Source organism: Planctomycetia bacterium (genome assembly GCA_021413845.1).
Lineage (GTDB): Bacteria > Planctomycetota > Planctomycetia > Pirellulales > PNKZ01 > PNKZ01.
Genome location: JAIOPP010000074.1, coordinates 63174 through 86806 on the forward strand (window position 1 = coordinate 63174; position 23633 = coordinate 86806).

Genomic DNA, 23633 nt, shown 5'->3' on the forward strand with positions numbered 1-23633 from the left:
GAAACAAGCGGTCGGGTCGGCGGATGCCGAATGAAAGAGAGCGAATTCTACGGCTGAATGACTGCGAAACCGAGATGATCGCGCCAGCCGCGATACCAATCGGCCGAAGTCGGCGCGGTCGGAAGCTCATCCCCCGAGGATCGGTACTCCTCGAACGAACCGTTGCGATACGTGAGTATCTTCGACGAAAGGGGATCGAGCAATGCGAGCTGCGCCCAACCGTTGCGCAGGATCCGGCCGACCGTTTCGTTGCGCTTCATGATGCCGAGAATCTTTTCGGGCGTCGTTTCGATGACGAACAACAGCCGAACCGGTTCGTGAATTTCAACCCCTTGCCAAGGCAGGCCCGTCCGCAGATCGCTCTGCGCGCCGTCCATCACGCCGAGGAGCGATGTGACGTTGTGAGGGAGCTTCGTACCGCAACCCCAACCCGGATTATCGATATAGGAAAGGGTGTATTGCAGGTTGATCCCCGAGCAAACCGGCACGGCGGCCGCTAAGATGCGCGCCAAGATCGTCCCGTCTGCGTCGTCTTGCAGCGGATCGTAGGAGTTCAAGAACGAACGGCGATCCAAATATAAGCCGCGTACGCGGGCTCGCCGACCGACGAAGCAGATCGCATTCGAAGCGTTGCCGAACTCGGGCCTCGTCTGCGCGAGATCTTCCGAGCGACCTTCGACGTGACGGCGCGCGCCGGCGAATGAGATGTTCAGCGGCGCCGAGTCGAAGCGGCGGCAGCGTTCGTGGGCGTTGCGCTCGCAGACGCGCTCCAGCGAGTTGAGCGCGTTCTCGAAGTCGTTGCGGTGCGATTTGGGGAGCAGGTCCAAGTCGAAGAATGTTAAGGAATCGGCGCAGGTGTTATGCAACGCGCCGACGAAGACGGTGTCGTCGGGCACCGTGAGGCCGCGCGTCTTGAGGATGTCGCGCACGCGGCGATCGTTCAACATCGCCGCCAAGGCCCGAGCGTTCGGCCCGCCGGCTCCGCCGGAGCAAGCGCCGCAGTCGTAAGCCGACTTGTGCGGGTTATTCAGACAGAACGAACCGTGTCCGAAAAAGAAGATGATTCGCGCGAAGCCGTCGAGAAGGCCGAGGTCGCGCAGCATGCGCTCGCTCCGATCCGCCATTTCGGTAACGCTGAAACCGATCTGGTCTCCGTCGGGGCCCGGCGGGTCGAGCGTGCGCTCGAGGCGCAAACGGGTGATCGCCGGCGCTTGCACGAAGCTTCCTGCACCACGACGGATCCGGGCCGTGAGTCGCGGAAACAACACGCGAGCCACGAGCGGCACCGAGGCCAGCACGCCGAGACCGGCCGTCAACACGGCTCCCTTCGCGATGCTCCGGCTCCCGACATGCATCTGATGCGATGCCGTGCCGAGGGCCTTGCGTGTTTTTGCGCGACGGCGGTTCGTTTCTTCCAACGAATAGACGACCTCTTCCACGACCCAATGCGCCGGCTTCAAGACGATCGGGCACAAGGTCGAATAGTGGGCATCCGCAACCCCTTTATAGTAAATCGCGACGCCGTAGAAACCAGCGGCGGAAAACGTCTCGGCGTCGGGTGCGACTTCTTCGATGTGCCTGCGAAACGACTCCTCGCGCGTATCGATGCAAAACACCGCTTGAAATCTCGGGTTCGGAACGCGGCGCTTCTCTTGGTTCGTGTAGGTCGAAAAGGCGTCGAGCACTTGCGAGCGAAACTTTCGCTCGAACGCTTGATGAAAGATCTTACGCCGTTCGAGTCCGGAGAAGCCTTCGACTTCCGCGACCAACGTCTCCCACTGCGTTCGCGATAGATGCAGGAGCGCCGCAGGACTCCAACCGGAGACTTGCGCGAGCTGGAACAAGAGAAACGCGCGTTGGTCGTCGCCGGTGGCCGACTTCTTGGCGATCAACGCCAACGACGTCTCCGTGAGCTCGTGCAATGGACCCTGATAATGCAGCTCCTGCTCCGCGATATGTGCGAGCGAGAGCCGCTCGAGGATCAAGCGCACGGCAAGAAATTCGACGAGCGTTCCTTGAGGAACCGGCAGCGCCACGCGATCGCCGCGGACTTCGTTCTGCCGAATCAAGCCGGCCCAACCGCGCAGCGCGAGCAGCGAGGCGATGATATAGTCGGACCATTCCCGTTCGCCGACCCCGAGCATAGCCAACGATTCGAGGATCGACTCCCGCGGGCCGATCGCGGCGGTTTCCAGCCTCGCCAATTCTTGCGAAAGGCCTGCGAGCCGGCTGTTCGGAGGTCCGCCTGCCTGGCCGTACACCACGCAAAACGACTTATAAAAGCCTTGATTCCGACTCGGCAACGGCCAATCGGCAAAGCCCTGATCGGTGAACGCGGCGCAAAAGCGAATCAAGAGCTCATCCACCGCGACGTCGGAATCGATGCCCGTGGCTTCGAGCAGATAATCACGGTGACGAACGGCGCTGAAGCGCGGCGGCGTCACGACCTCGAGGCCGTGAACTCCTTCGCGGCAGACGCGCCACAACGCCGCCAGCGTGAACGCTTCCCACGTCGTCGGGCTCCAGCGTTCGATCGAAGCTTCGCCGAAGCGCTCGAGCAGATCTTCCATCGAGCGGCGTTCGTTGCGCACCTGGGCTTGCGTCGGCACGGATGCCCCGAGCACTCCGCTATTAGGGTCGGTCCAGCTGTGCGCCTTGTTCGGCGAATTGCCTCGGCGCAGATCGCGCATGACCCAATGCCGCGTTTCTTCGAGCAATCGATCGCGCTTCTCGCGCGGCACGTCGGCCCGAATGCGAGTCAGCGCGTCCGTCTCGGCGACGAACCAGCGCAACTCTTCGGCCGGCCCCATCCGCAGCGTATGTTCGAGCATCGCGTAGCGAAGATCGTAGCGAGTCGCGTGGTCGCACACGGGCAATGTCGCCCCGGCTCCCAAATCTTCATGCAGAACTTCGGCCAAGTCGCGCGGACGAATGCGGCCTTGCTCCAACTTCGCGCGATAGAAATCTTCCGCGAGATAAGGCTGGCAACCGAACAACCGCGCGCCGTGTTGCAGACCTTCGTCGAACGGTAAATCTTCGAGCGCTTGCAACGTGTTGAGAAACACGAACGCGGTGATCGGTCCTTGAGCGGGGAGCAACTCGCCGGCCCGAGCGATGACTTCTTCGAGCTTAGCGAAGGCGTTGGTCGAAGAAATGGGCGAACTGGCGGAGACGTTGGCGCTGGTCGACGGAGTAGAAATCGGCATGCTCCAGGACTAAGGCAATCGATGCGATATTCGTTCTACGCCTGAATTGCGCAACATGCCAAGAGAACAGAGGTTACAAGTCGTTTAGCTGCGCGATCGACCACTCGAAGGGGCGACAAATAGACGCACTAAACCACATGCAGAAACGCCGTGGCTGCGTGTCGTCGATAGTTTCCTGACCCCTCCAAATAGCCTCCTGCGCACGTCGAATACACGTTGATCGTAGATCGCCCGCGTCGTAAGCCAAGAGCGAATCCGGGAAGTTCGCGCCGATGTGTCGGGATTGTAGTGATTCTGCGGAGATCGATGATTTTTACGGAGATTCCGACTTTTGGCCCGACCTTTGCTTTATCCGATTCGCCGGTGACACACGGTACGAATCAAAAAACAATCAGCGGGATCACGACGATGCAACTCTCCACGCTACGCGAACTCTATATCGACGAGCTTAAGGATCTTTACAGCGCAGAAAACCAGTTGTTGAAAGCGCTGCCGAAGATGGCGAAAGCCGCGACCTCGGAACCGTTGAAACGGGGCTTCGAGAAGCACCTCGAAGAAACCAAGGGGCAGGTCGAACGCCTAGAGACGATTTTCGAGGCCCTCGGCAAGAGCCCGAAGGGAAAGAAATGCAAAGCGATGGAAGGGCTCGTCGAAGAATCGAAGGAACTGCTTGAGGAAGACGCCGAGCCGGAGGTGCTCGATGCGGGCCTGATCGCGGCGGCGCAGCGCGTCGAACATTATGAAATGGCCGGCTACGGGTGCGTGCGCACCTATGCCCAACTGCTCGGCGAAACCGCGGCGGCGAAGCTGCTGCAAGCGACGCTCGATGAAGAAGGGAAGACCGACAAGGCCCTGACGCAACTCGCGGAAAAGATCAATGTCGATGCGGAAGGGGATGAAGAGTCCGAGGAAGAAACAGCCGAGACGAAGGCTCCGCGGAAGCGCCGCAAGATGAGCCTGGCCTCAAAGTAAGCTTCCGTAAAAAAGTCGTTATTAAAAAAACGGGGGTGTTCGGAGCCGGTCGTTTCCTGCACGCGATCCGTGCTCCGGACACTCCTTAAATCGAAATCAACGCCGGAGCGAGCAGACTATTCGTTGCTCCGGCATTTCCAACCGCGTGCGAAACGCGATAAGTTCGATATGGGCACTGCCCGAAATAGGCACTGCGGCGCATTCCGGATGATGAATCCGGAACGTCGCGGTGCCGATTTTTTTGCGCTAAGCGGCCGGCGTATCAAGCCGCCATCTCTTCGGCCGCGACTTCATCATCGGCTGCGCTCGGCAGATCGAACACGGCAGCTTCCGGCATCAACTCCGGTTCGGCTTCTGCCGGCGAATCGATTTGCCCCGCCGCTTTGCGCGCCGTTTGATACACGACGACGATGCTCGCAGGGACGATCGCCGCGACTAAAAACGCCGCGTGATAGAGGACGCCGACGAGCAAGGCCGACTCTTGCCCGGCCCCGAACCGAACGTAAGTCGCTGCGGCGGTCGCTTCGTAAACCCCCATATGCCCGGGGATGAGCGGTACGAGCGTGGCGCAATCGAGGACGGCGATGAACACGAACGGCGCGATCGGCGGCAAGTCGAGCCCGAGCGCGAACTGCACGGCAGCCGCAGCCGCGACCTTGAACATCTTCTTAAACATCGCGAGCCCGACGCACAGCCACACGGCCCGTTCGTTCCACATCCGGCTATAGCGCTCGATCATCGGGCCCGACACCAACCGCTTCCGGCCGGTCGGGCTTCGTTCCGACCGGAGCGCGAGCCGCGCAACGGCGCGGCGCAGAACCGGCCGCAAGGCGAGATAGCCGACGATGGCGCCGGCGAACAGGCCGGGTAGCAACGTCGCGGCTCGATCCGGTGCGGCGAAGTAGAAGACCAAGGCACCCGAGAACGCCGCCTTGGCGATCCCTTCGGCGAGTTGATCGATCGAGACGACGCCAAGCGCGCTCGCCGGCCGCACCCCTTCGCGCTGCACGAACCGATGCAAGGCATAGCCATAGCCGAGCATGAAGTGCGCGATGTTTTGCCAGAAGAGCGTGACGATGGTCATCGGCGCGAGCGTGCGGAGGCCGAGCGCCTGCTCGCCGCCGCCGCGAAGAATGATCCGCCATTCGACGGCCAACACCAGCGGCCCACCCATCAAGACGACCGCCGCGAACACGAACGGCAACATGCGCACCGATCGCAAGCCGGCTCGCAGTTCCTCGAGATCGAGATTCCGCGCGGCCATCCAAACCAGCCCCGCCCCGAGCGCGAGAGTCGCCAGCGTCGAGAAGACGCGCACCGCAGGCCGGCTGCGCCGACGAGTCGGCTCATCAACGGAGGCGGAGTCGGCGACGCGGAGCATGCCTGCGGTTCTCGGAACGATTCTTAGGGTGAGTCTTTGACTGCGAGTCTTTTTCGGCGAGCCGAACGCTTGCGACTGCCAAAGCGCAGCAAGGACTTCAACGCTAACAAAACCGGCCCCCTGCGACCAGCACGAAGTACCCGACGCCGAGCGAAAGAAACAACGGAAAACCGCTATTTCTCCGCAATGACGCCCGACGCGCACAAATGACGCATTTCCGATCTTACGCCAAAATCTCCTTCACGACCCGACCATGCACGTTCGTGAGCCGCATGTCGAGCCCTTGGAAGCGGACGCTCAGGCGTTTGTGATCGACGCCGAGCAAATGCAGGATCGTGGCGTGCAGATCATGCACTTCGACGATGTTCTCCACCGCGGCATAGCCGAGCTCGTCGGTTGCGCCGTGCGTGTAGCCGCGCTTGATGCCGCCGCCGCAGAGCCAGGAGCTGAAGCCCTGAATGTGGTGGTCGCGGCCGTTGCCCTGCGCCATCGGGGTGCGGCCGAATTCGCCGTTCCACACGATGAGCGTCTCGTCGAGCATGCCGCGCTGTTTTAAGTCGGTGATGAGGGCCATCATCGCGCGATCGACTTCCGGTGCGGTCGTCTCCATGTTCTGGCGAATCGCGCCGTGATGATCCCAATCGCGGTGATAGAGCTGAATCATCCGCACACCGCGCTCGGCCATCCGTCGAGCGAGCAGACAGTTGTAGTTGAACGAACCATCCGGCCCCTTCGCGCCGTAGAGATCGAGCATCGCTTGCGGCTCGTCTTTGATATCCATCAACTCCGGCGCCGAGGTCTGCATCCGAAACGCCATCTCATACTGCGTCACTCGGGCCGCGATTTCCGGATCGTCGACCATGTTGTTGCGCAGCCGATTGAGCTTCGTCACGGCGTCGACCACGTCGCGCTGACGCGACGGCGTGACCCCTTCCGGGCTGCGCAGATACAAAACCGGATCTCCCTGCGAACGGAGCGCGACCCCTTGAAACCGGCTCGGCAGGAATCCGCTGTGCCATTGGCGCGCCGCGATCGGCTGCATCTGGCCCCCTTTGCCGGTCGAGATCATCACGACGAAGCCGGGCAAGTCTTCGCTCTCGGTTCCGAGTCCGTAGGTGAGCCAAGAACCCATCGACGGCCGGCCCGAGATCGCGGTGCCGGTGTTCATGAAGGTGTGCGCCGGATCGTGGTTGATCTGCTCCGTGCGCATCGAACGGATCACGCACATTTCATCGGCGACCTTGGCGAGGTGCGGAAAGAACTCCGACATCTCGACGCCCGACTTGCCGTGCTTCGCAAACTTCGCTTGCGGCCCGAGACACTTGAGAGCCTTCCCTTGCAACTGCGCGATCGGCTTCCCCTTCGTGTAGCTTTCGGGAGTCGCTTGGCCGTCGAGCTTCGCGAGCGCCGGCTTGTAGTCGAAGGTTTCCAAGTGCGACGGCCCGCCGGCCATGTAGAGTTGGATGACCCGTTTGATCTTCGCCGGATGATGCGGCGCGCGAACCACTCCGCGCCACGGCCCTGGAACGCTATCGGGCTCGACGATCTCGCCCGAGCTACCGGTGTCGGAACTATTCGTTTCGCCGCGCAGCCGGGCCTCGTTGCTTAAGAGCGAAGCGAGCGCCATCGAGCCGAGTCCGGCCCGACCGAGAAACGTGCGACGTGTCGAGAGATTGTGGATGTCGATGGTCATAGCGTTGAGAGTTGGGCGATCAGTCGCGATTGATGAATTCGTGCAGATTCAAAACGATGCGGGCCGCACCGGTCCAAGCGGCAAGCTCGGCGGGATCAAGCCCTACGGCCACGGGTCGCGCGCCGACATCGACGAGAACTTTCGCCGCCGCGACATCGGCCTTGTATTCCGCTCGATGTTTGTCGACGAGCTCGACGATCAGCTTACGTTCGTCGGCTTGCGGAGCGCGCTGCAATGCGATGCGATAGAGCGACGCGGCCCGCTCGTCGGACGTCGAGCTCGCTTCACGCAATACCCGCTCGGCCAGCGCGCGAGCCGCTTCGACGAACTCCGGATCGTTCAGCATCACGAGCGCTTGCAGCGGCGTATTCGAGCGAACCCGCTCGCAGGTACATTCCTCGCGGCTCGGCGCGTCGAAAGCGGTCATCGCAGGGTGCAAGAACGTGCGCTGCCAATGCGTATACACGCTCCGCCGCCAGAGGTTCTCGCCGGTGTCTTCTTCGTATTCTCGCTTCGGGAAGTTGAGCTGCGCGTAATAGCCGGCGGGTTGATAAGGCCGCACGCTCCGGCCGCCGATCGTCGTCGAGAGGAGGCCCGAGACCGCGAGCGCGCCGTCGCGCACCGATTCGGCCGGCATGCGGAAGCGACCTTGTCGGGCATACAGTCGGTTGTAAGGATCGCGCTCGATCAAGGTCCGATCGGCAACCGATGAACGACGATACGCCTTCGAGCCGACGATCAGCCGGACGAGATGCTTGACGTCCCATTTCTTTTGTCCGCCGGCTTGCGACGGAGAATTCGAGCCGTCGCGGAATTCCGTGGCGAGCCAATCGAGCAGTTCCGGATGAACCGGCGGCTCTCCTTGGGCGCCGAAGTCGTCGAGACGCTTCGAGAGCCCGATGCCGAAGTACATCGCCCAAAGACGATTCACGAAGACTCGGGCCGGCAGCGGATTGTCGCCGGCGGTGATCCAAGCGGCGAGATCGGCGCGCGTCGCACGGCGTGCTTTGCCAAGTTGCGGTTGCGGCAGGAAACTCGGCACCGAGGGCTCAACGGTCGGGCCCGACTCATCCATCCAGTTGCCGCGGGCCAAGATACGCATCGTGCGCGGGGCCACCGCTTCGGTCACGAGCGTCGAAGGGATCGTCGCTTCAAACGTCGTCCGCTCGGTCTGGCGCTGTTTCAAGAGCTTGAGTTGTTCGCCGAGTTTCGGATCGGTTTGCTCTAAGTAATAGGCGAAGAGCCGTTCTTGCGTTTGCGGCGTTCGTTTGCCGGCTTCTTCTCCGAGCGCTTTCACGATATCGGCGGGCAATTTCGCGACCTGCGGCTGCGCGACCGGTTTCGCTACTTCGATGACCGGTTTTTCCTTATCCTTGCCGGGCTTCTCTTGGCTGAGCTTTTCATTACCGGCGGACTTCTCTTTGCCGAGTTTATCTTTCCCGGCTTTGTCCTTCCCGGCATCGTCGATTTTCGGTTCGTCACTCTTCTTCTTGATCGTGAGCTCGGCGGTAAGTTTCTTCTCCCACTCGGCTTGCTTCTTTTTCGCCTCGGGCTGCTTGGCGTCGACCTCTTTTTGCAGCTGCGTGATCTCGCCGGCGAGTTGCTTGAGGCGGGCCTCTTGCTCGGGCGTGGTCAGCAGAATGTTCGGGCCCCATTTCCCGCTGGCGTGCGAGCCGCCGTAGAAGCCTTGCTCTTTCAGGTCGGCGAAGAACGCGGCCATGCCGTAGAAATCGCGGGCCGTGAGAGGATCGAATTTATGATCGTGGCACTCCGCGCAGCCGAGCGTCGCCCCGAGCCAGACGGACGAGACGTTGCGCACCCGATCGGCGGCGTACTTCGCGAGATACTCCTTGTCTTGCGCGCCCCCTTCGGCCGTCATCATGCCGAGCCGATTGTAACCGGAAGCGACGCGCTGCGCCCGGGTCGGCTCGGGCAACAGATCGCCGGCGAGTTGCTCGCGCGTGAACCGATCGAACGGCATGTTCTTGTTAAACGCTTCGATCACGTAATCGCGAAACGGCCAGATCGTGACGTTCTGATCGCCGTGATAACCGACCGTGTCGGCATAGCGCACGAGGTCGAGCCACCAAGCGGCCATCCGTTCGCCGTAGCGCTGCGAAGCGAGCAACTTGTCGACCAACTCTCGATAGGCACGCTCGCGCGTCGCAGCCGCGTCTTTCCCTTGAGCTTCGCACGCGGCGACGAACTTCGCCACTTCCTCCGGCGTCGGCGGGAGGCCCGTCAGATCGAAGTAGAGCCGGCGGCAGAGCGTGATCGGATCGGCCTCGTCGACCGGCTTGAGCTTCTCGCGCTCCCAACGATCACGGAGGAAGGCATCGATCGGCGACGACAACGATTCCGCTGCCGAGCCCCAATCGGATTCACTCACGGCCGATTTCGCCGGGGTCGGCGCGCGGGGCTTCGTCAGAGGTGTATAAGCCCAATGCGAACGATACTCGGCCCCTTCCGCGATCCACTGCTCGAGCAACTTCACTTCGCGCGGCGTGAGCTTTTTGTTCGAGTCGGGGGGCGGCATCACGACGTCGGCGTCGGTCGACTTCACGCGCCGGATCAACTCGCTCTCGGCAGGCTTGCCGGCCACGATGGCCCGATGCCCGTCGTGATCGGCCGTAGCGGCGGCGCGCAGATCGAGTCGCAGGTCTCCTTCGCGATGCTTCGGGTCGGGACCGTGGCAATAGAAGCAATTGCTCGACAGGATCGGCGCGATATCGCGATTGAAGTCGATCTTCGCAGGCAACGAAGCCACGCTCGGCTCGGCGGCTTCGAGCGCCGGCACGAAACAGCCGAGCGAGGCCAGCGCAACGGCAAACAGAGTCGGAACGCAAGAACGACGCATCAGGGCGGATCTCGCAAAGGCAGGGGGGAGCGGCGGGAGCGAGCATCTATTGTGAAGTGCCGACCGGCGGCAAGCAAGCGCCGAGAGCCGGGATGGAGGGGGATTCGGCCACCAATTAGCGAAACCGCAAGCGGAACGATAAGCGGAACGGCTCTAAAACAAAGCGAGCCCCGAAGACCTTGCGGTCTTCGAGGCTCGTTCGTTGTCACCCCGCGATTGGCAATGCGATGCTCTGCTCTTACCGCGGTGGTGATGGCTTCCTGCGACCCAGCTTAGATGGCCGAGTCGGCTTGTTCGCCGGTGCGGATGCGGATGATGTTCGCCAGTTCGCTGACGAAGATCTTCCCGTCGCCGACTTGGCCGGTGCGGGCCGTGTTGACGATCGTGTCGATCACCTTCTGGAGGTCTTCGTTATGCACGACGACTTCGAGCTTCACTTTCGGAATGAAATCGACGGCGTACTCGGCACCTCGGTACGTTTCGGTGTGCCCCTTCTGCCGGCCGAAACCGCGAACTTCCGTCACGGTCATTCCCTTGATCCCCTTCTCGCTCAAGGCGTTCTTCACTGCTTCGAGTTTGAAATGGCGAATGACGGCTTCTACCTTCTTCATGGCATGCTCCTAAAAAACTAACTGTTTAGCCGGCAACTTGTTGTTAGGGCTGCCGACGATTGGTGGATTGCGGTAACGGAGAAGAGATAATGCACTCGCCGTGCCGAGAGCGAATCTCGCCCGCGTAGCGAACTCGCCGAACATGCAAAACCTTCGCTTGATACACGACTTACGAAAATCGAGAATTATTTTTCGAGCGCAATAACGAGCGCCGCCCGCTCGGAGGAATTTCGCATCCACGTTAGAGAGGCGAGGGCGAAACGCTCGAAAACGTCGTGAAACAGGGCGTTTTCTTCGTTTCACGCCGGCGATGCGCGAGTCACAAATTTGTGACAACGAGAACTCGCTCGTCGTCGCGGCGGTGGCACTGTGGCGGCAGAGCGGCGGCGGTCGCGAAATCGCAAGCGGTGCGCTGTGCGTTTCGGCGCGACGGTGCTGGGCGGGGAGATGTCTAGCGGAACTTGCCGCCGTCGAGTTGATGATTCTTCAGCAAGCGATAGAGCGTGCCGCGCGGCAATTGGGCTTCGCGGGCCGCTGCTTTCACATCTCCTTGGTTGCGCGTCAGGAGATCAACCAAGTATTGCCGCTCGAACTTCGCGAGGTGCTCGTCGCGCAGTTGAAAGTAGCCTTGCGCGCCGGAGTCGCTCGCGGCGTCTTGCGAGCCCTGCTCCGAGCCGGTGTTCAAGCCGTTGCGGCCGGCTTAGGCGACGAGAGCGTCGGGCAAGTCGTCGGGGCCGAGCAGCGTATCGGTCGAGAGCGCGATCGCGCGGCGGACGACGTTCTGCAACTCCCGCACATTCCCCGGCCACGCATATTGCGACATCACCTGATAGGCTTCGGGCGAGATCCCGTGGATCGTGCGCCCCATCTCGCGGCTATACTTCGCGGCGAAGCGCTCGGCGAGCAGCCCGAGATCGTCCCCCCGATTACGGAGCGGCGGCAGCTCGATGCGGACGACATTGATGCGGTAGTACAAGTCGCGACGAAATTTTCCTTCGTCGACCATCTCTTCGAGTTTGCGTGCCGTCGCGGCGACGATGCGCAAGTCGACCGGAATCTCGGCCCGACCGCCGACCCGACGAATGCGCCGCTCTTGCAGAGTGCGCAGCAGTTTGGCTTGCAGCAGCAGCGGCAACTCGCCGAGTTCGTCGAGGAAAAAAGTTCCGCCGTCGGCGAACTCGAGCAAGCCGATCTCGCGCCGATCGGCACCGGTATACGCGCCGCGCTCGTGCCCGAAGAATTCGCTTTCGAGCAAGTTCTCGGGAATCGCGCCGCAATCGACCGGCACGAACGGCTTCTCCGCGCGGCGGCTGCGCGTGTGAATGCTGCGGGCCACGAGCTCCTTGCCGGTGCCGGTCTCGCCGTGGATGAGACAATCGACTCCCGAGTCGGCGACTTGCGCAATGACGTCGAACACCTTCCGCATCGCAGGACAGGTGCCGATCATATCGTCGAACACATAAGGGCGTTCGACTTGCCGGCGGAGCAAAGCGTTTTCGGCGCCGATCCGGCGCGAGCGCAACATGCGCTCGACCGCCCCGGCCAACTGTTCATCGCTTAAAGAAGAACCGTCGACGGGCTCGGTCAGATATTCGACGACGCCGAGCTTCAACGCCGCGACCGCATTTTCGGCGGTCGGCTTGCGACAGACGACGACGGCCGCGAAGGCCGGATCGAGGCTGCGCGCCGCGGTAAGCAATTCGAGCTCCGAGCCCTGCTCGGTGGCGACGGCGAGAATCGCGCCGTCGAACGACTCGGTCGTCAGTAAAGCGCGGGCTCGTTTGAGATCGGCCTCGACGACCAACTCGGTCGGTTCCAAGTTCGCCAGCGCCGTCTCATACGCCGCGGCGCGCGCACGATCGGCGTCGAAGATGAAGAGTCGGGCCGAAGCCATGAAGCAGAGTCGCCGAGGAAAACGGTTCGCGTGCGGCGGGCTGCCGATACGCTCCGCCGCGCGAGCCCCGTCGCGGTTCCTAATTTAGCCTGCGACGGCGCGACGTAGCTAGGCTCTCTCGCGAAACAGTTCGATAGTCAGGCGAAACTTGCCGTTTTGCATCGTCATCGACGACGCGACGAACGCTATTCCGGATCGCGCGGCAAGCGGCGCGGATAGGGGGCGGGCTCCGACGGCGGCAATTCGTCTTCGGTCTCCGCCGCCCAATGTTCGCGATCTTCTTCGGTCGCGTAGTAACGAAGCCATGTCTCGGCCTCGCCCGAGGCATCGGCGCAATCCCAATGCAAATACGATTGCGACGAGTCGATTTTCTTTTCCGGCGAGGGGAGGATGTCGCGATAGATCAGGCAATAGAGCTGGCGATCGTTTAAGTGGTCGGTGAAGTCGAGCACGATCCGCTTGTCGTAAAGCTTCTGCACGACATCCCACAGGGTTTCGTGCAGCGCTTCGTCATCGAGCGTTTCCGGCAACGCTAAACGGAGCGGCGGCGAGAACCATTCGGCGATCGGCAGCACCGGCGCTTTTTCCCACGCGAGCATGCTCTCGAGATATTCGTTTTCGACTTCGGTCGGGAGTTCGCCGGAGTCGATGTGCATGATCGCATCGTCGAAAAACGGCTCGAGCGCGTTACGCAGTTCGGCGTTGCGCATCAGCGCGTTCAGATCGTGCGAGGGGGCTGGTCCGAAGTCTTTCATAGTGCATCAACGCCGTCGTGTCGGGGGAGTGTTTCGCTCGGACATGTCGGGAATTCGAGGCGGCGGAAAACCGGGGGAGCCGACCGCTCGAAGTCGCTTCGCAATCGCAATTTTCGGGGGTGTTTCACACATCCCACGAATCGACTTTAACAAGCCGAGATGGCGATTCAAGTCGCAACTTGCGTCGATTCTCCAATCTTTTTTCCGGCTCTTGTTTAACCGTTACGACCGTCAAATCTTCGCATGTACAACCGCTGAAATCGCGATTATGCGCACGTCGAGTTACGCTCGCCGCGGCTTACCGCCGACGAGTTGCGCGAATGTCTCGTTCGCCGTCGGTCTTCTGAACACTACGCACCGATCTTGCCTCGGTTCGCACGAACTGGCGCGCGGGCAACGCCGGCGCAGAGGGGTTTCCGAGCGGTGCGATCAGCCGCCGGTGCGCCGCTTCTCTTGTTCCGCGATCTTCTCGATCCGGCGCGTGTGCCGTCCGCCGTCGAACGGCGTGTTCATCCAAAGTTCGACCATGCGGTCGATCAGCTTCTCGCCGAGCAGATCGGCGGAAAGGCATAGCACGTTCAAGTCGTTATGCCGCCGGCTCATCTCGGCCGTAAGGTCGTCGTGGCACGGTGCGGCCCGAACCCCGGCGTATTTATTCGCGGCGATCGCCATGCCGATGCCGGTGCCGCAAATCAAAACCCCGCGCTCGACGGAACCGTCGGCTACCATCGACGCCACCGCACCGGCGATGTCCGGATAGTCGACCGCCTCGCACGTCATCGGGCCCGCGTCGATCGCTTCGTGGTTCAACGAGCGCAACAGATCGAGGATCCGTTTCTTAACGTCGAATCCACGATGGTCGCTACCGACGGCGATTCGCATCCAAGCCTCTGCTTCTAATTAAAAATAACACGGAAGACTGATCTGAGATGACCACCGAACCAACCACTCACTCCATCGCACCCGACGAACGACAGTTTACTCTAACCGGTCGCTTCCGGCATGGCGACGGACAGGGGAAACGGTCACAAATCCGTAATCGCGAATGCAGTCGCAACTTCTCACGCTGTTGAAATTCCCCCGAAACCCTGTCGAAATGGTTATCCTTACAATCCGTTGGTTAATCGTTGGCAGGCTTCGCCAATAGTTCTTCGACCCAGCGCTCCAACTCCGAACCGATCTGATCGGCACAGCGACGATAGGCCTCGACCGGCCCGCCGATCGGATCGGCGACGTCGCTCCCGGAGCGACAAAGCAGCTTCACCCTCGCCGCCGCCTCGGGCCATTCGGCGACGATGGCATGGCGATGCGAGCGCGTCATCGTGATCAGCAGGTCGGCGTTGCGCACGAGCATGTCGGTGAGCGATTGACTCTCGTGACTTCGCAAATCCAAGCCGCGCTCCGACATCACGTTGTGCGCTTCGGCCGCGGCACGCCCGCCCGGCATCGCCGCAATGCCGGCCGACATGACGACGAAGCCTTCTTCTTCCAAGCGGTCGATTCCGCAGCCGAGCTTCTTCGCCAACCGATCACGAAAGAGCGCCTCGGCCATCGGGCTGCGGCAGGTGTTGCCGGTGCAGATAAACAAGACCATCGTGCTGGCGAGCCGCTTCAACGTTTGCAGCGAGACGACTCCCGGGCGCACGATCTCGAACCGGCCGTCGTGCAAGCGCACGCCCGTCGAAGGCTGGCCGAAGCGGCTCTTGCCGTCGTCGAGCACGAGCGACACCCGGTCGCCATGCCGCTCGATGACATCGGCGGCGCAGGTCGCATGCGTCGTCTCGTTGCCGCCGGCGCCGACCATCGCGATCGGTCCCGCTTGCAGTCGGAGCACGTCTTGAATGAGCTGATGTGCCGGAACCCGAAGGCCGAGCTTTCCCTCCGGAGCGATCGCCTGTTGCGAGCCCTTCGGGAGTTGCCGCAGCAACCCCTCGGGATGCCGATCGTCGACGACGAGCGTTACCGGCCCGGGCCAGCAGCGCCGCGCCAGGCGCTTGCCGAGCGGATCCATCAGCGGCACGAAGTCGAGCGCTTCGTCGACGCTTTTCACCGCTAATGTGAGTGGTGTTTTATCGTCGTAGCCCGACATGGCACGCAACTGCCCGACGGCCTTTTCGTGCAGGGCACCGGCCGCGAGCACGTAGACCGATTCGGTGGGGAAGGCGACGATGCGCCCTTCGGCCAGAGCCTGCACCGTGATATGCACGATGTCGCGCGTATCTTCCGTGTTTCGCAGGTCGATGACGCGAGGTGGCATTGGCTTCCGGCCCGGCCAGGGTTTCGAGATTCGAGGCGTCTTCCTCCTCGGCCGAGACTACGATCGCATTCTTGCGATTGCCTTGCCGAACATAACCCTCAAGAGAATAGACACTTAAGCAGTATACGGATGCTCACGCCGGATGGTCAAGGAGCGGCAAACACGCCCCTGCGAGGGATTGCCTGAGGCCGGCGCTCGTCGCCGCGCCGCCGCTTGGCGAACGGATCGGCATGCGATAAAACCGCAAGTCTTCCCCCATTTCATTCGTGCTCGGTGCTGCCTCGCGCGCCGCGCTCCCCAAGACATTCAGGAACGAACCACAGCATGACACTCACCGGAAAAACAGCTCTCGTCACCGGCGGCGGCACGGGCATCGGCCTCGGTATTGCGCAGGCCCTCGCCGGCGAAGGGTGCCGTGTCATCGTCTCCGGGCGTCGCGAAGAAACGCTTAAGCAGGCCGCCGCGACGATGCAGGGGGCGAGCTACCGCACGGTCGATGTCGGCGACTGGCCGAGCGTCGAAGCGATGTTCGCAAGCGTACACAAGGAGTTCGGCCCGCTCGATATTCTCGTCAACAGCGCGGGCACGAACACGGCACGGCGAACCCTCGGCGAGCTCTCGCTCGAAGATTGGGACGCCATGATGAAGATCAATTGCTACGGTTCGTTCTACTGCCTGCGCGCCGCCGTACCGGAGATGATCAAACGCAAAGACGGTCTGATCGTGAACATCAACAGCGTCTCGGGCATTCGCGCCGGCTTGCTCGGCGGCATCGGCTACAACGCCTCGAAGTTCGCCGTCACGGGACTCGGCATCACCGCGGCCCAAGAAGTGGCCGAGCACGGCATCCGGGTGACGAACGTGTATCCGGGCGAAGTCGATACGCCGATCCTGGAGAAACGCCCGAAGCCGGTCACGGCCGAACATCGGGCACGCATCCTGAAACCGGAAGACGTCGGCGCCGCAGTGCTGATGATCTGCAAACTCCCGCCACGAGCCCACATCCCGGAACTGACGATCAAGCCGATCGGGCAGATGTACATTTAGGAGCAGGGGTCGGGGGTCGGAGGTCAGGGGTCGGAAAAGACAAGAGTCAGTCTCTTACCTGACCACCGACCACTTCCCGGCTACGCGATCACTTCGCGCAGCACTTTCCCGAACACATCGGTGAGACGGAAATCGCGCCCTCCGAAGCGGTATGTCAGCTTCGTGTGATCGACTCCTAATAGGTGCAGCATCGTGGCGTGGAGGTCGTGGATCTCGACTTTATTTTCCACTGCGAAGTAGCCCCAATCGTCGGTGCGGCCGTAGGTCGTGCCCCCTTTTATGCCGCCGCCGGCGAGCCACATCGAGAAGCCGTACGGGTTGTGATCGCGACCGTCGGAGCCTTGCGCCATCGGCGTTCGGCCGAATTCGCCTCCCCAGATGACGAGCGTTTTTTCCAAGAGCCCGCGAGCCTTGAGATCTTTGAGCAGTCCGGCGGTCGGCTGATCGACGGCGCGGCAATTCTTTTCATGTCCGTCTTTGAGCCCGCCGTGCTGATCCCAGCGATCGGTTCCGACGCCGGGGCAGGTGACTTCGATGAATCGAACGCCCCGCTCGACGAGCCGGCGCGCGGCCAGGCACATCTCGCCGAAGGTCCGGGTCGGCGCGTAGTCCGATTCGAGTCCGTAGAGCTTCTTCGTCTCTTGCGATTCCTTCGAGAGGTCCATCAAGTCCGGGACGGCGGCTTGCATTCGATATGCAAGCTCGTAATTGGCGACGGCCGATTCGAGCGCGTCGTCGGTTCCTCGGGCCGCCATCGAAGCGCCGTCGAGCTGTTTGAGCAAGCGGAGCTTGTTCTGCTGTAGCGCCGCGGAAGCTTCGCCGCGTGCGACGTCGGCGACCGGCATCTTGCCGGCTTTGAAGACGGAGCCTTGAAACGAAGCCGGCAAGAAGCCCGAGCCGAACGTGTCGAGCCCGCCGGGAGGAATCAGGCCGCCGTTGAGCACGATGAAGCCCGGCAATTCGCGGCATTCGGTGCCGAGGCCGTAAGTCGTCCAAGCACCCATGCTCGGTCTGCCTTGCATGCCTGAACCGGAGTGCAGGAAGTAGTTGGCGAACGTATGCTCGGAGAAGTTCGAGGTCATCGAACGGATCACGCACAGGTCGTCGGCGCAGGTCGCCGTGTGCGGCAGCAAGTCGCTCACCGGGAGCCCGCTCTCGCCGTAGTTGCGAAACTTCCACGGCGATTTCAAGACCTTGCCGACGTTGTTGAACTGCGTCGGCGGCGTCTTCATCTTGATCGGATTGCCGTGCTCTTTATCCAACAGCGGCTTCGGATCGAACGTGTCGACCTGCGACGGCCCGCCGTCCATGTAAAGAAAAATGACGCTCGTCGCCTTGGCTTCATGCTTCGCGGCGGCCGGGAGCGCGCCGCCGCTATTGCCGTTGCTCTTGCCGTTCGCTGCCGGCGCAGCACCATAAGCCGTATCGTTCAACAAAGCCGCGAGCGCTGCGCCGCCGAAACCGTTGGCGGCGCGGCTGAGAACTTCGCGCCGCGAGAGTGTGCGGACGCCGTGATTCGCGGGCGGATGCATCGTCATCGAACATTCCTTAGCTATCGCAGTTATCAAGCTTCCTACGACTACTTCTTAACGGATGTAAATAAACTCTTTCACGTTGAACAGCACATGACATAGATCGGCCCAAGCGCGGACATCGTCGGACGATTTCACGTTGTAGAGTTCCCGTTGGTTCATCAGGAACTCGAACGCGGCGAGCGATTCTTCTCCCGTCGGCTTGCGTGCGAACGCCGTTTGATAAAGCTGTTCGATACGCGCCGCCTCGTCTTTCGTGCCGGTCTCTTTGCTGCGCTCGGCCCAATGCACGGCTTGCTGCCTGACGAATTCGCCGTTCATCAGCGCGAGCGCCTGAGCCGGCACGTTCGAGTTGGCCCGCCGGCCGACGCTCGTAAACGGCGTCGGGTAGTCGAACGCTTGAAACATCGGATTCAAGAAGTTTCTCCGGACGCGCAGGTACACGCTGCGCCGCCCGGCACCATCGAGCGGGCCCGACGACGGCCGGCCGCGACCTTCCATAAACGGCGTGAGAAACAGCTCGACGCTCGGGCCGAACTGCTTCTCATCGAGCTTGCCGGAGACCGCTAAGATCGAGTCGCGAATCGCTTCGGCTTCGAGTCGTTTGACGAGTGCCCGATGCCACAGATTGTTCTCGGGATCGACCGTCGCGAGCTTCGCCGCGGTCGAATCGTGCGGGCTCGAAGCCATTCGATACGTCGTCGAAAGGGCCATCGCGCGGAGCAGCTTCTTCGTCGACCAACCTTCGCTCATGTAGCGCTCGGCGAGATAATCGAGCAGCTCGGGATGTGTCGGCGCTTCTCCCATGATGCCGAAATTGTCGACGGTCTTCACCAAGCCTCGACCGAACAAATGTTGCCACAGTCGATTGACCATTACACGGGCCGGCAACGGATCGCGCCGATCGAGCAACCGCTCGGCCAGCTCCAGCCGTCCGCTCGCCGAGCGATATGGGGGCGCATCCGGTCCGTCGATTGCTTCGAGAAACCGTCGCTCGACGACTTCGCCCGTGGTTCGATGATTGCCGCGGATCAGCACATGCTCGTTTACGCCCGACCCTTCCCATGCGACCGGTGCCGTGTGTGAAGTGCGCCGCAGTTTCGCGAGCAGCTCGGTTTGCTTCGCGATAAATTGCGAGACGCTTTCCGAAATTGCGGGAGTCGAAGTGCTCCAAAGCTCGGGATGCCCGATCATCCAGGCAGCCAACCCAATCGAACTATCGCTGCTCGTGGCACTACCGCCATTCTCTGGCGATTTCGCGGGGCCGGTCAGCTGATCCGCGGCGATGCGCGCCAGCGCCGCGCGAAACGCGACGACGTATTCATCGGCGACCCGCTTCGCGATCGCTTCGTCGTCGAGCTTCTTGAGCCCGGCGGCGAGCTTCGACGTGTCGAGATCCGAGAACGCGACGTCGAGCGCCGGCGGGCGCAAACCTTCGACGATCTTGAGCACCGCGAACTCGGGCGATTGCTTCTCTTTCAATTCGCCGGCGTCGAGCGGAGTGAACTCGAAATGGACGCGATGACCGGCATAGACCGTGAGGTCGTGCAACACCCAGGTCGGTTGATCGGCGCCGGCGAATTGCTTCATGAGTTGGCCGTGCAGAGGGCCGTTGTTGATCCGATGCGAATCGACGGCCGCATAAACGCGTCCCGAGCCGCGCACCAAGTACCAGACCTTGCCGGTCGTGAGCACCGAGGTCGGTGTCTTGAGCACCCGGCCCGACTGATCCGAGCGGTTGCGTGTGTTTTCTCGTTCCGTGTCGCCGGTGATGCGGAAGAAGTCCCACTTAGGATCGCGCGTCGCGGCGCTCGCCGTGTAGAGTCGCTCGATCGGCCGACGCGGATCGGTGCCGATCCGCAAGTCGCCGGGATGCACGGGACGATGTCCGTACGAAACTCCGTCGACGAGCCAATCGCGGAGCGGAAGCGAAGCCGGGTCGTAGAGCACCGGCTCGTTCGAGACGAGCGAATCGGCGGCCGGAGGCTGCGGCGGGCCCGATCCGGCGAGCGACTGAGAGCCTTCCAGAATCATCCGTCGCCAAGCACGCAGAGGCTCCCCCGGCTCGAACGGCGCCGTCTCGAAGTAGTCGACCCAGTGCGTAAGCCGAGCTTCTTCCACACCGAAGAGGCTCGCTGCCGCGGCAATGCTTACCGCGCGGTTCGCGCTCTTGCCCGCTTTGCGAAGCTCGGTCAGCACGGCACCGACTGCGAGCAGATAACGATCGGCCTTCTCGACCACGGCTTGCATCTCGGCCGCTTGGGCCGCGAGTAGCTTCGGGCGATACTCCGCTTCGAGCTTCTTCACTTCGTCGTAGATGCGGCGGTTGTGGTCCGTCGCCTCGAACGGGGCTTGGTGATAGCTCATGCCGAGCACGAAGCCCGACAGAGCGTAGTAGTCTTTCGTCGAAAGGGCGTCGAACTTGTGATCGTGGCAACGGGCACAAGCGAGCGTGAGTCCGAGAAAGGTTTTCGACATCACATCGATCTTGTTGTCGACCCGGTCGGTCTCGTCTTGGCGAATATCGACGGGCGAATGGCACTCTTCGCCGAGAAACCAAAAGCCGGTCGCCAGAATCGATTCGTTCGCGCCGGTCTTCGGGTTCATGCGCGGCTCGGGCATCAGGTCGCCCGCCAAGTGCTCGACGACGAACCGATCGTACGGCACATCGGCATTCAACGAGCGAATCACGTAGTCGCGGTATTGATAGGCGTTCGGGATCAAGTAGTCGAACTCGTGGCCGCGGGTCTCGGCATAGCGGACGAGATCGAGCCAGTGACGGCCCCAGCGTTCGCCGAAGTGCGGCGAAGCCAACAGGCAGTCGACGACTTTCTCGAACGCTTCGGGCGAGTCGTCGGCCACGAAGGCGTCGACCTCGGCGATGGTCGGCGGGAGGCCGACGAAGTCGAAGTAGGCGCGGCGCAAGAGCGTTCGTTTGTCGGCGGCTACGGCAGGCGCAACGCCCGCGGCCTCGAGCTTCGCGAGCACGTAGCGGTCGATCTCGGTGCGCGGCCAGGCGGCGTTTTTCGTTACCGGAACCACAGACTTCGCGAGCGGCTGAAAGCACCAATGCTTGGCCCGCTCCGCAAGATCGAACTTCTTCTTCGCGGTCGCCGCGACGGGGCGCTTCTCGACGGCCGGCGCCGGAGCACCCAGCTTCACCCATTGCTCGAGCGCCGCGATTTTCTCGGCGGCGAGCTTCCCCTTCGGCGGCATCTGGAAATCGACGTCGTCGTAGCGCAGCCCTTTGATCAGCAGGCTCGCATCGGGATCGCCGGGGACGATCGCAGGGCCTTGATCGCCCCCGCGCAACATGCCGCCGACCGTGTCGACCTGCAGAGTCGCTTCCTGCTTGTCGGGTCCGTGGCATTCGTAACAATGCTCGACGAGAATCGGCCGGACCTTCTTCTCGTAGAACTCGACGCCGGCTTCATCGGCCGAAGCCGAACGACACGCAACTGCGACGAAAACGAGACCGACGGCAGCGACCAGCGAAAACGACGTGCGGCAACCCATCGTCGAAGACCTCTTACAGAACAGCGCGGGGGAAGGAGTCGGCGCGGGAAGGCTGCGCAACCTGAGCGCAGAGAAATACCGACCGGCCCATTATAGGCCGCGCCGCCGAGGAACGAAACCGCGTAGTCGGGCGATTGGCCGTGCTGCCTCGACGAGCCAACGCGGTGTGAATTCACACGGCGGCGGCCGCGAAACCGCAAGCGGACGAGCGGCGCGGCTCGCTTGCGATTTCGCGGCCGTTCACGCTTGGCGCAATGCTAAGCTCGCGCTTCTACGCGGGCATCGAGCGATGGAAATGAACGTGCTTCCAGCTCCCCGCTTGCTTGTGCCACACGCGCGTCTCTTCGACCGCGACCGTCACCGGGTCGCCGGCGGCATTCAGCTTTTGATTCAACCGAATGTAGCTCAGCACCGCCGCATCCGGGCCGAGCAACCGCACATGCGGCGAGGCCATCGTCACGTTCGTCGCTACGGCCGGCTTCGGGCCGCTCGGCAGATCGAAATAGAACTTGTGAAACGGCATCCCCTCGACCACGTTGCCCCGAGCTTCGGGCTCGAAGCAGGTGATCGTCGGGTCGCAGAGATCGGCATAGGTCTTCCAATCGCCGCCGACGATCGCGACCAAGAGCTTTTGATTCACGGCGAGAAGTTCTTGCGTTGCGTCCGGCATCATGGGCCTCACAGGTTCCGAAGGGGTGCGATGTAAATAAGTGCGTGTCGAAGACGAAGGGCAGCGGCGGCTCTAGCCCGGCAGGATTCCGAGGCGCACGAGCTTGCTGCGGCATTCGTCGCGCTCGCGGCTCTTGGCAATGGGAGCCCAGGTGGGATCTTGGACGGCGAGAAAGTCTTCGTCGGTGGCTGCGCGGCCGGCAGCCGAGGCGCGGGCCGTGAGACGGCCGATCACTTCCACATCGAGCCGGGTCAGGAACATCCCTTGCTGTCGAAAGTCGACGAACGCTTCCCACACGAGCGGGAAGAGCGGCTTGATGATCTGCTCCCCCATCGCCGCGGCATACTCGCGAATCTCCAGCTGCGCGTGGCTATCCATCCGCAGCGAAAGGAAATGGAGCAAGTTGTGCAAATCGACTTTCCAATACGCCTCGGTGTAGGTCGACAGCGGCAAGTCTTTGCGAGCTTGCTCGCGAGCGACTCCGAGCTCGATGCGGCGCTCGTACAGCGCGCGGGTCTTATCCAAGAGCTCGGCCTCGGAGGCGGTGAGCTCGGCGCCGATCTCCGGCGAAAGGAAGTCGGCGCTTCCTTGGCGGTTGTTCGCGGCCTGCCCGCGCCATTGGTCGGCGGGCGTGTGCTGCGCGGCGTCGATGGCGAGCGAGTAGCGCGTCGAGTATTCGTTGACGTTCGCCGTGCGGTGGCGAATCCATTGGCGCCAGGTATCCATCGGCACGCGGCAGAGGAACTTCACCTCGACCATCTCGAACGGCGTGCTATGGCGATGGCGCATCAAATAGCGGATCAGGCCCCGATCGTCGGAAACTTTTTTCGTCCCCTCGCCGTAGCTCACCCGCGCCGCCTGCACGACGGCCTGATCGTCTCCCATCACATCGACGAGACAGACGAAGCCGTCGTCGAGCACAGGGACTTTCTTCCAACGGAGTTCTTCGACCTGAGCGGCATTCGTAGGCATGGCAAGATCACGAAGAGAGCGGGGTGCGAATTCGACCGGGCTATTGTAGCGAAGCCGGAGAGCGCTCGGCAGGGGCGTGGAAACGGTCCTGAAATCGAGCGATTGCCGCAATTGCCACCAGCAACCACTCGGGTGGCACCTATAGGAAGCTCTCGGTCAAGATACACCGCGGGCGCGGGCCCGCTTTTTTCTCTTCTTGTCGGAGAGGGGCTTGTTCGGGGGTTACGTTCGGGTCGGGGCGTTCGTGCCTTTCGGCGACGTCTGGGGGGC

At 62.1% G+C, this 23633-nt stretch carries 16 protein-coding genes; 2 read left to right on the forward strand and 14 right to left on the reverse strand.

Annotated elements, in window-relative coordinates:
* Positions 1–47 precede the first annotated feature (47 nt).
* Positions 48–3206, reverse strand: coding sequence for a DUF2309 domain-containing protein (locus K8U03_13290; GenBank protein ID MCE9605864.1), 3159 nt, complete (start codon positions 3204–3206; stop codon positions 48–50).
* A 408-nt stretch (positions 3207–3614) separates the two neighbouring features.
* Here K8U03_13290 and K8U03_13295 point away from each other — a divergent pair, with 408 nt between their 5' ends.
* Positions 3615–4178: a ferritin-like domain-containing protein gene (locus K8U03_13295; GenBank protein ID MCE9605865.1), complete on the forward strand. Its 564-nt coding sequence runs from the start codon at positions 3615–3617 to the stop codon at positions 4176–4178.
* Positions 4179–4440: 262 nt separating this feature from the next.
* Here the strand turns inward: K8U03_13295 and K8U03_13300 are convergent, their stop codons facing one another.
* The 9 genes from K8U03_13300 to K8U03_13340 all read right to left on the reverse strand — a co-directional run bounded on the left by K8U03_13300 (position 4441) and on the right by K8U03_13340 (position 15626).
* Positions 4441–5559, reverse strand: a complete 1119-nt coding sequence (locus K8U03_13300; protein ID MCE9605866.1) for a flippase-like domain-containing protein — start codon at positions 5557–5559, stop codon at positions 4441–4443.
* A 223-nt stretch (positions 5560–5782) separates the two neighbouring features.
* Entirely contained in the window at positions 5783–7252 is a 1470-nt protein-coding gene (locus tag K8U03_13305; GenBank protein ID MCE9605867.1) for a DUF1501 domain-containing protein, read from the reverse strand.
* A 19-nt stretch (positions 7253–7271) separates the two neighbouring features.
* Positions 7272–10109, reverse strand: coding sequence for a DUF1553 domain-containing protein (locus K8U03_13310; GenBank protein MCE9605868.1), 2838 nt, complete (start codon positions 10107–10109; stop codon positions 7272–7274).
* Positions 10110–10381: 272 nt separating this feature from the next.
* Complete coding sequence (locus tag K8U03_13315; protein ID MCE9605869.1) at positions 10382–10720, reverse strand: P-II family nitrogen regulator; 339 nt, start codon at positions 10718–10720, stop codon at positions 10382–10384.
* A 451-nt stretch (positions 10721–11171) separates the two neighbouring features.
* Complete coding sequence (locus tag K8U03_13320) at positions 11172–11405, reverse strand: hypothetical protein (GenBank protein ID MCE9605870.1); 234 nt, start codon at positions 11403–11405, stop codon at positions 11172–11174.
* Between the two features lie 15 nt (positions 11406–11420).
* A complete protein-coding gene (locus tag K8U03_13325) occupies positions 11421–12614 on the reverse strand; it encodes a sigma-54 dependent transcriptional regulator (GenBank protein ID MCE9605871.1) in 1194 nt (397 codons plus the stop codon).
* A 185-nt stretch (positions 12615–12799) separates the two neighbouring features.
* Positions 12800–13369, reverse strand: coding sequence for a hypothetical protein (locus K8U03_13330; protein MCE9605872.1), 570 nt, complete (start codon positions 13367–13369; stop codon positions 12800–12802).
* 429 nt (positions 13370–13798) lie between these two features.
* On the reverse strand, positions 13799–14251 hold the full coding sequence (gene rpiB, locus K8U03_13335) for a ribose 5-phosphate isomerase B (protein ID MCE9605873.1): 453 nt from the start codon (positions 14249–14251) through the stop codon (positions 13799–13801).
* A 238-nt stretch (positions 14252–14489) separates the two neighbouring features.
* Positions 14490–15626 carry a Sua5/YciO/YrdC/YwlC family protein gene (locus K8U03_13340; GenBank protein ID MCE9605874.1) on the reverse strand — a complete coding sequence of 379 codons (1137 nt, stop codon included), beginning with the start codon at positions 15624–15626 and terminating at the stop codon, positions 14490–14492.
* A 324-nt stretch (positions 15627–15950) separates the two neighbouring features.
* Here K8U03_13340 and K8U03_13345 point away from each other — a divergent pair, with 324 nt between their 5' ends.
* Positions 15951–16673, forward strand: coding sequence for an SDR family oxidoreductase (locus K8U03_13345; protein ID MCE9605875.1), 723 nt, complete (start codon positions 15951–15953; stop codon positions 16671–16673).
* A gap of 80 nt (positions 16674–16753) precedes the next feature.
* On the opposite strand, the gene K8U03_13350 is transcribed toward K8U03_13345, so the two are convergent.
* The 4 genes from K8U03_13350 to thyX all read right to left on the reverse strand — a co-directional run bounded on the left by K8U03_13350 (position 16754) and on the right by thyX (position 23363).
* Positions 16754–18205 carry a DUF1501 domain-containing protein gene (locus K8U03_13350; protein ID MCE9605876.1) on the reverse strand — a complete coding sequence of 484 codons (1452 nt, stop codon included), beginning with the start codon at positions 18203–18205 and terminating at the stop codon, positions 16754–16756.
* A 54-nt stretch (positions 18206–18259) separates the two neighbouring features.
* A complete protein-coding gene (locus K8U03_13355) occupies positions 18260–21721 on the reverse strand; it encodes a PSD1 and planctomycete cytochrome C domain-containing protein (protein MCE9605877.1) in 3462 nt (1153 codons plus the stop codon).
* A gap of 271 nt (positions 21722–21992) precedes the next feature.
* Positions 21993–22394 carry a DUF4440 domain-containing protein gene (locus K8U03_13360; protein ID MCE9605878.1) on the reverse strand — a complete coding sequence of 134 codons (402 nt, stop codon included), beginning with the start codon at positions 22392–22394 and terminating at the stop codon, positions 21993–21995.
* 69 nt (positions 22395–22463) lie between these two features.
* Positions 22464–23363, reverse strand: a complete 900-nt coding sequence (gene thyX, locus K8U03_13365) for an FAD-dependent thymidylate synthase (GenBank protein MCE9605879.1) — start codon at positions 23361–23363, stop codon at positions 22464–22466.
* Between the last annotated feature and the right edge of the window lie 270 nt (positions 23364–23633).

What these genes read in the sequence shown, in the direction of transcription:
- K8U03_13290 (MCE9605864.1), bottom strand. Translation starts at nt 3,206, where the DNA reads ATGCCGATTTCTACTCCGTCGACCAGCGCCAACGTCTCCGCCAGTTCG.
- K8U03_13295 (MCE9605865.1), top strand. Translation starts at nt 3,615, where the DNA reads ATGCAACTCTCCACGCTACGCGAACTCTATATCGACGAGCTTAAGGAT.
- K8U03_13300 (MCE9605866.1), bottom strand. Translation starts at nt 5,559, where the DNA reads ATGCTCCGCGTCGCCGACTCCGCCTCCGTTGATGAGCCGACTCGTCGG.
- K8U03_13305 (MCE9605867.1), bottom strand. Translation starts at nt 7,252, where the DNA reads ATGACCATCGACATCCACAATCTCTCGACACGTCGCACGTTTCTCGGT.
- K8U03_13310 (MCE9605868.1), bottom strand. Translation starts at nt 10,109, where the DNA reads ATGCGTCGTTCTTGCGTTCCGACTCTGTTTGCCGTTGCGCTGGCCTCG.
- K8U03_13315 (MCE9605869.1), bottom strand. Translation starts at nt 10,720, where the DNA reads ATGAAGAAGGTAGAAGCCGTCATTCGCCATTTCAAACTCGAAGCAGTG.
- K8U03_13325 (MCE9605871.1), bottom strand. Translation starts at nt 12,614, where the DNA reads ATGGCTTCGGCCCGACTCTTCATCTTCGACGCCGATCGTGCGCGCGCC.
- K8U03_13330 (MCE9605872.1), bottom strand. Translation starts at nt 13,369, where the DNA reads ATGAAAGACTTCGGACCAGCCCCCTCGCACGATCTGAACGCGCTGATG.
- rpiB (MCE9605873.1), bottom strand. Translation starts at nt 14,251, where the DNA reads ATGCGAATCGCCGTCGGTAGCGACCATCGTGGATTCGACGTTAAGAAA.
- K8U03_13340 (MCE9605874.1), bottom strand. Translation starts at nt 15,626, where the DNA reads ATGCCACCTCGCGTCATCGACCTGCGAAACACGGAAGATACGCGCGAC.
- K8U03_13345 (MCE9605875.1), top strand. Translation starts at nt 15,951, where the DNA reads ATGACACTCACCGGAAAAACAGCTCTCGTCACCGGCGGCGGCACGGGC.
- K8U03_13350 (MCE9605876.1), bottom strand. Translation starts at nt 18,205, where the DNA reads ATGCATCCGCCCGCGAATCACGGCGTCCGCACACTCTCGCGGCGCGAA.
- K8U03_13355 (MCE9605877.1), bottom strand. Translation starts at nt 21,721, where the DNA reads ATGGGTTGCCGCACGTCGTTTTCGCTGGTCGCTGCCGTCGGTCTCGTT.
- K8U03_13360 (MCE9605878.1), bottom strand. Translation starts at nt 22,394, where the DNA reads ATGATGCCGGACGCAACGCAAGAACTTCTCGCCGTGAATCAAAAGCTC.
- thyX (MCE9605879.1), bottom strand. Translation starts at nt 23,363, where the DNA reads ATGCCTACGAATGCCGCTCAGGTCGAAGAACTCCGTTGGAAGAAAGTC.